The 5,774-nt window shown below is 52.5% G+C and carries 5 protein-coding genes and 1 pseudogene; 3 read left to right on the forward strand and 3 right to left on the reverse strand.

All coding sequences use genetic code 11. The annotated features are described in order from the left end of the window. A pseudogene (nhaB, locus tag VGC33_RS13305) lies at positions 1-259 on the reverse strand (sodium/proton antiporter); the annotation flags it as partial. A 484-nt stretch (positions 260-743) separates the two neighbouring features. Between nhaB and clcA the strand changes: the two are divergent. Further along, positions 744-2,201 (forward strand): H(+)/Cl(-) exchange transporter ClcA, encoded by a 1,458-nt coding sequence (gene clcA / locus VGC33_RS13310; RefSeq protein ID WP_331121246.1) that lies wholly within the window; start codon positions 744-746, stop codon positions 2,199-2,201. 35 nt (positions 2,202-2,236) lie between these two features. On the opposite strand, the gene VGC33_RS13315 is transcribed toward clcA, so the two are convergent. Both VGC33_RS13315 and VGC33_RS13320 read right to left on the reverse strand, forming a co-directional pair. After that, positions 2,237-3,703: a sensor histidine kinase gene (locus VGC33_RS13315; protein ID WP_331121247.1), complete on the reverse strand. Its 1,467-nt coding sequence runs from the start codon at positions 3,701-3,703 to the stop codon at positions 2,237-2,239. A gap of 3 nt (positions 3,704-3,706) precedes the next feature. Further along, positions 3,707-4,429 carry a response regulator transcription factor gene (locus VGC33_RS13320; protein WP_331121248.1) on the reverse strand — a complete coding sequence of 241 codons (723 nt, stop codon included), beginning with the start codon at positions 4,427-4,429 and terminating at the stop codon, positions 3,707-3,709. 154 nt (positions 4,430-4,583) lie between these two features. Here VGC33_RS13320 and VGC33_RS13325 point away from each other — a divergent pair, with 154 nt between their 5' ends. Together VGC33_RS13325 and VGC33_RS13330 are read left to right on the forward strand one after the other, a co-directional pair. Then, entirely contained in the window at positions 4,584-5,210 is a 627-nt protein-coding gene (locus tag VGC33_RS13325; protein ID WP_331121249.1) for a cytochrome b/b6 domain-containing protein, read from the forward strand. Between the two features lie 9 nt (positions 5,211-5,219). Continuing rightward, the coding region (locus VGC33_RS13330; RefSeq protein ID WP_331121250.1) for a molybdopterin-dependent oxidoreductase at positions 5,220-5,774 on the forward strand (555 nt) is incomplete at its 3' end.

The following is a 5,774-nucleotide window of genomic DNA, read 5'->3' on the forward strand; positions in this document are numbered from 1 at the left end:
AAACATGCTCTGCAGTAGTCATACCGATAATCACGGCTTCAAGGACTAATAGACCGCCAGCTTGGAGCGGATAGCATTTTAATGTCATTACCAGTGTGAAAATAAATTCGATGACCAATAACCATCCCGTTAAAAAGTGGCTCACGAAGAAAAACAATAATGGGTTTAGGATAAGAAAAACGACGATGATGACTTTGTACCAGTCTGGGGATTGCCCAAGAAAATTTCTCACCAATGCGGTTGGATAACTTGTATTCATCGTGATTTTTTATGCCCGATGAAATCATCAACTTAAAGATAACTTTAACGTGAGATGATGAACGTCATACTGTGCCCAAAGGATGATAATTGTCAAGAATGTTGGTAGTAACGGTGAGAGTTTACTTGCCATAGTATTCCTCTTATTACTGAGTTAAAATAAAACTCCCATAATATATTTTGCTAAAAGTCGCTATTATCCATGAAAATATGATTTTATCATTTGATATAAATTTATTTAGGGCATAATAGCGCAGAGATAGACATAGATGAACTTAACGTCTTATCGACACAGAGTCTGACATATTAAGCGAATACTCATTCTGTACTGATTGGATCTTGTTCATAACATTTCTTCAACTAAAATATATAATTTTAGACCATACTCTCATCAGTCTAACATCTTGTATCCATTTGATGACATCATATCCGGATAAGTGCGTTACACTGTGTGCTTTATTTTTAAATTTTAATGATAAAAGCCTATGAAGCCGCTGCAGCCAAAATCGCCCACAGTACTTACCTTACAGCGACGCAGGGACGTCATTCGCCAATTTATACAGCGTGATAAAACGCCGGTGATAATCCTAATCTTGGCAGCGCTGGTAGGTATTATTGCCGGCCTGGTAGGTGTGGCTTTTGAGAAAGCAGTGGATTGGGTGCAACAACGGCGTCTATCCGCGTTGGCGCATGTCGCCAATAGCTGGATCCTTGTTTGGCCTCTGTCCTTCATTATCTCCGCCTTGCTGGCGATGCTGGGCTATTATCTTGTTCGGCGTTTTGCGCCGGAAGCCAGCGGTTCAGGCATACCGGAGATCGAAGGCGCGCTGGAGGAACTGCGGCCGGTACGTTGGTGGCGGGTGATCCCGGTAAAATTTATCGGCGGTATGGGGACGCTGGGCGCCGGGATGGTGTTGGGGCGAGAAGGACCCACGGTACAAATGGGGGGGAATGTCGGACGCATGATAGTGGATATCTTTCACCTGCGCGGCGCCGAAGCACGGCATACCCTTCTGGCAACGGGGGCGGCGGCGGGGCTTTCAGCGGCGTTTAATGCCCCGCTGGCAGGAATTCTATTTATTATTGAAGAAATGCGTCCGCAGTTCCGCTATAACCTGATTTCAATTAAAGCCGTTTTTATTGGCGTCATCATGTCGACTATGGTGTTTCGCTTCTTTAATGGCGAGCATTCAGTAATCGATATAGGCAGATTGGCCTCTGCGCCCATGGATACGCTTTGGTTGTATCTGCTTCAGGGGATGGTATTTGGTCTGGTTGGAATGTCATTCAATATAATGGTGTTTCGCAGCCAGGACCTGTTTGCCCGATTACATGGCGGCAACTTACGTAAATTCCTGCTCATCGGCGGCATTCTGGGCGGAGGATGCGGGCTCCTTCTACTCGTTCAGCAGGCCGCTATCGGCGGTGGTTTTGCGCTGATACCTATCGTCGCGGCAGGAAACTATACCCTAGGTATGTTGGTATTGATTTTTATTGTCCGAATGGTGACTACCCTACTCTGTTTCGGCTCAGGGGCTCCCGGGGGAATTTTTGCGCCCATGCTGGCTTTGGGAACCGTATTGGGTACCGTATTCGGTATGGCAAGCATCCATTGGTTCCCCTATTATGGCCTCGAGGTCGGAACCTTTGCCATAGCCGGCATGGGGGCGCTTTTCGCCGCGTCGGTGCGGGCACCCCTTACCGGGATCGTATTGGTGTTGGAAATGACGGATAACTATCAGCTCATTTTACCGATGATTATTACCTGTTTGGGCGCCACGATAGTCGCACAGCTTTTGGGCGGGAAACCCTTATATTCAGCCCTGCTTGCCCGTACTTTACAACGGCAGGAGGCCGCGATGGCAATGTCGGTTGATAAGGTTGCCGATGATGAAATCACGACCACGCGCGACCTCACAGCGGCCGCTTCCGGCGAAAAGTAAACCCACTCCCACTGTTGCTGCTTATCATCCGGTGTTTACACCGGCACCGAGAACTGGAAACACGCACCGCGTTCAGGGTCTTCAATGAGAGTAATGTCGCTGCCGTGCAGTTGCAGAATACGGCGGACGATCATAAGGCCGAGCCCGCCGGCCCGGTGTTTATTGGCGCTGAGGATCGACGGACGGACAAACAGATTCTCTTTAAGCTCCGGAGCGATACCCGGGCCGCTGTCTTTAAGACGCACCATCACCTGGCCTTCGTTTTTCCACAATCTGATCCCGATGGTGCCGCCTTCTGGCGTATGGCGTATGGCATTATCCAGGAGATTGGTCAGCACTCTTTCAATCATCCCCAGATCCGCGTTAACCAGCGGGATGCCGGGCGTTATGTCGGCCTGCAGCTTTTGTCCGCGCGTCTCGGTGGCCAGTTCGAATTTTTGAAAGACGTCCTGCACCAGTTCGCACAGGGAAAACGACTCTTTTTGCGGTTTTACCACGCCATATTCCAGCCGGGCCAGTTCGAACAGCTCCTGGGCCAGCCGTCCGACCTTTTTACTCTGCGTCAGCGCAATGTTCAGATAGCGCTGCCTGTCCTCATCGCTCAGATGGTCCGATTTCACCGACAGTGTTTCCAGATATCCATGCAGTGACGTCAGCGGCGTACGCAGGTCATGGGAAATATTCGCGATAAATTCACGCCGCTGCTGGTCCTGCACCATCAGGCTTTGCCATTGCTGGTCAATGCGTTTTGCCAGCGCGACAAAAGCCTGCTGTAACTGCGTCACTTCATCGCGCGGAGCACCGGCTGGCACATCGATTTTCGCCAGCGTCTGGATGGCCTCCATCCCGCCACGGTCCAGCATGGCTATTTGCGCCGTCAGTTTGCGCACCGGGCGCGTCACCCAGCGAAATGCCAGCGCACCGGCCAGCAAACCAAACAACGCCACCAGTCCCATAGAACGCAGCGCCATATAAATCGCTGATTGGTATTGGGCATCGCTGCTCAGCGCGGTGTATGCGTCGCCGAGCAGTACGATATACACATAACCTTTGGTCACGCCGTCCACCTGCAGCGGCGCGGCGCTGAAGACCTGACGGTTTTGCGGCTCGCGCGGGTTATCGCCATAGACCGGCATTTTCGCGCCGTGCAGCAGCGCGTTAATGGGTGTTAAGTCGATCTTCCGCTGCTGCAGTTTTCCTGCCGGCGCCGCGTTGCCGACGATATTACCGTCTTTATCCAGCAGATACACTTCAACACTCGGGTTGACCGCCATCAGTTGATCAAATAACCGGTGCACCGCTTGCGGATTCAACCCCTCCTGGCTGAGCAGCGGGTTATTGGCCGCAATCTGCGTTGCCAGATTGGCCGACAGCCGCTGGATCACCGACTGGCTGTATTGATTACTGGAACGCACCTGCATATAACCGGAAAGCGAGCAGCAGGCGATCAGCAACAGCATGAATACCAGGGTCAATCTTTGCGCCAGCGTGAGATTTTTCATGATTTACCCTTGCATGCTTTCAGAGGAGGACACGAATTTATAACCCTTTCCCCATACGGTCAGAATCCGCTCCGGCTCGGCCGGGTTAGCTTCTATCTTGATGCGCAGCCGATTGATATGGGTGTTCACCGTATGTTCATAGCCTTCGTGCTCATAGCCCCACACCTGATTTAACAGACTGAGGCGCGAAAACACTTTGCCGGGATTTTTAGCAAAGAAGTACAACAGGTCAAACTCCCGCGGCGTCAGCTCGACGGGTTGCTGATTAAGCATCACTTCACGGGCAATCGGGTCAATTGCCAGACCGGGAAAACTCAACGTTCCGGCGTCCATTTTCAAATTGCGGCTCATGGCTTCCTGACGGCGGAAAAGCGCTTTGACCCGCGCCACCAGCTCCAGCATCGAGAAAGGTTTCGCCAGATAGTCATCGGCGCCCAGCTCCAGGCCGAGCACCCGGTGCACTTCGCTGGAGCGCGCGCTGATAATAATGATCGGCGTATAGCGCGTCATATTACGGGCGCGGCGGCAGATCTCCAAACCATCGACGCCCGGCAGCATCAGGTCGAGGATTAATGCGTCCCAGCCGCCTTTTTCCAGCAACGTTGCGCCCAGATTGCCGTCGCCGGCGTGGGTAATGTCATAACCTTCATCGCGCAGATGCAGGCTGAGTAATTCAGCGATATCGCCGTCATCTTCGACGATCAGGATCTTTTTAGCTTTATCCATTTTTTTCATCTTTAAGCGTGGCTTCCCCGTACTGTCTGAGTCTACACAAGCAACTCACCCTGAGTTATCACATTTTATTTAACGTTGCGTGAGGTCTCGGGGAACAAATCCGCTCAATACTCGCCACATCGCAAGGCGGGTGGCAGGAAAAATCATGATGCCAGAAACTCATTTACCTACGGGCACTATACCCAAACCGGTAACGGTTCATCCTTTATGGCTGCGGCTGACGCACTGGCTGAATGCGCTGGCGGTACTGGTCATGGTGACCAGCGGTTGGCAAATTTATAATGCTTCGCCGCTGTTTGATTTTGACTTTCCCCCAACAATCACCCTCGGCGGCTGGCTGGGCGGTGCGATCCAATGGCATTTCGCCGGCATGTGGCTGTTTGGCCTCAACGGCCTGTTTTACCTGCTAATGAATATTCTCACCGGTCGCATGAAACAGAAATTCTGGCCGCTGACGCCGCGCGGCATTTTCAATGACCTGCGGGCGGCATTCCGCGGCAAGCTGCAACATGACGATTTGCACCACTACAACATGGTACAGCGCGCGGCTTATGTGTTTGTGATGCTCGACGGCATTTTGCTGGCCATTTCCGGCCTAGTGGTATGGAAGTCGGTGCAGTTCCCGCTATTGAGGGAATTGCTCGGCGGTTATGACACCGCACGCTATGTGCACTTTTTGGCGATGGCTGCTCTGGTGGGATTTGTGGCGCTGCATTTGGTGATGGTGGCGCTGGTACCGAGAACCCTGATTGCCATGCTGCGTGGCCGCTAAGGAAGACCGATGAAAAACAGCATAAAAAGAAGCATCCGTCCGATTTTCAGCGCTGCCGAGAGCTCGGCCATTGTACATGAAGCGCAGAAACAGATAATCCGCCGGCTCGATGCGCCGTCGCGCCGTCTCTTCCTGCAGCGCGGACTGACGCTTGGCGGCGTGGCGATGCTGACCGGCTGTGATATCAGCGATAACGCCGGCGTAGAAAGCGCGCTCGCTAAGATTTCCGTCTTCAACGATCGCGTTCAGGGCTGGCTGTTTGGCTCGACGCGCCTCGCACCGGTGTATGCCGAATCGATGATCACCCGACCATTTCCGTTTAACGCCTTTTATGCCGAAGACGACGCGCCTGAAGTGGACGGAACGGCTTATCGTCTGAAAATCGTCGGTCTGGCATTGGATAAACGCGAATGGCCGCTGTCAACGCTCCACCAAATGGCGCAGGTCAGTCAGGTAACGCGACACATTTGCGTCGAAGGCTGGAGCGCTATCGGTAAATGGGGCGGGGTCCCGTTCGGAGATTTTTTACGCCTGATTGGCGCCGACCTCAGCGCCGAATACGTC

It is taken from the genome of Acerihabitans sp. (assembly GCF_036398755.1).
Lineage (GTDB): Bacteria > Pseudomonadota > Gammaproteobacteria > Enterobacterales > Enterobacteriaceae > Acerihabitans.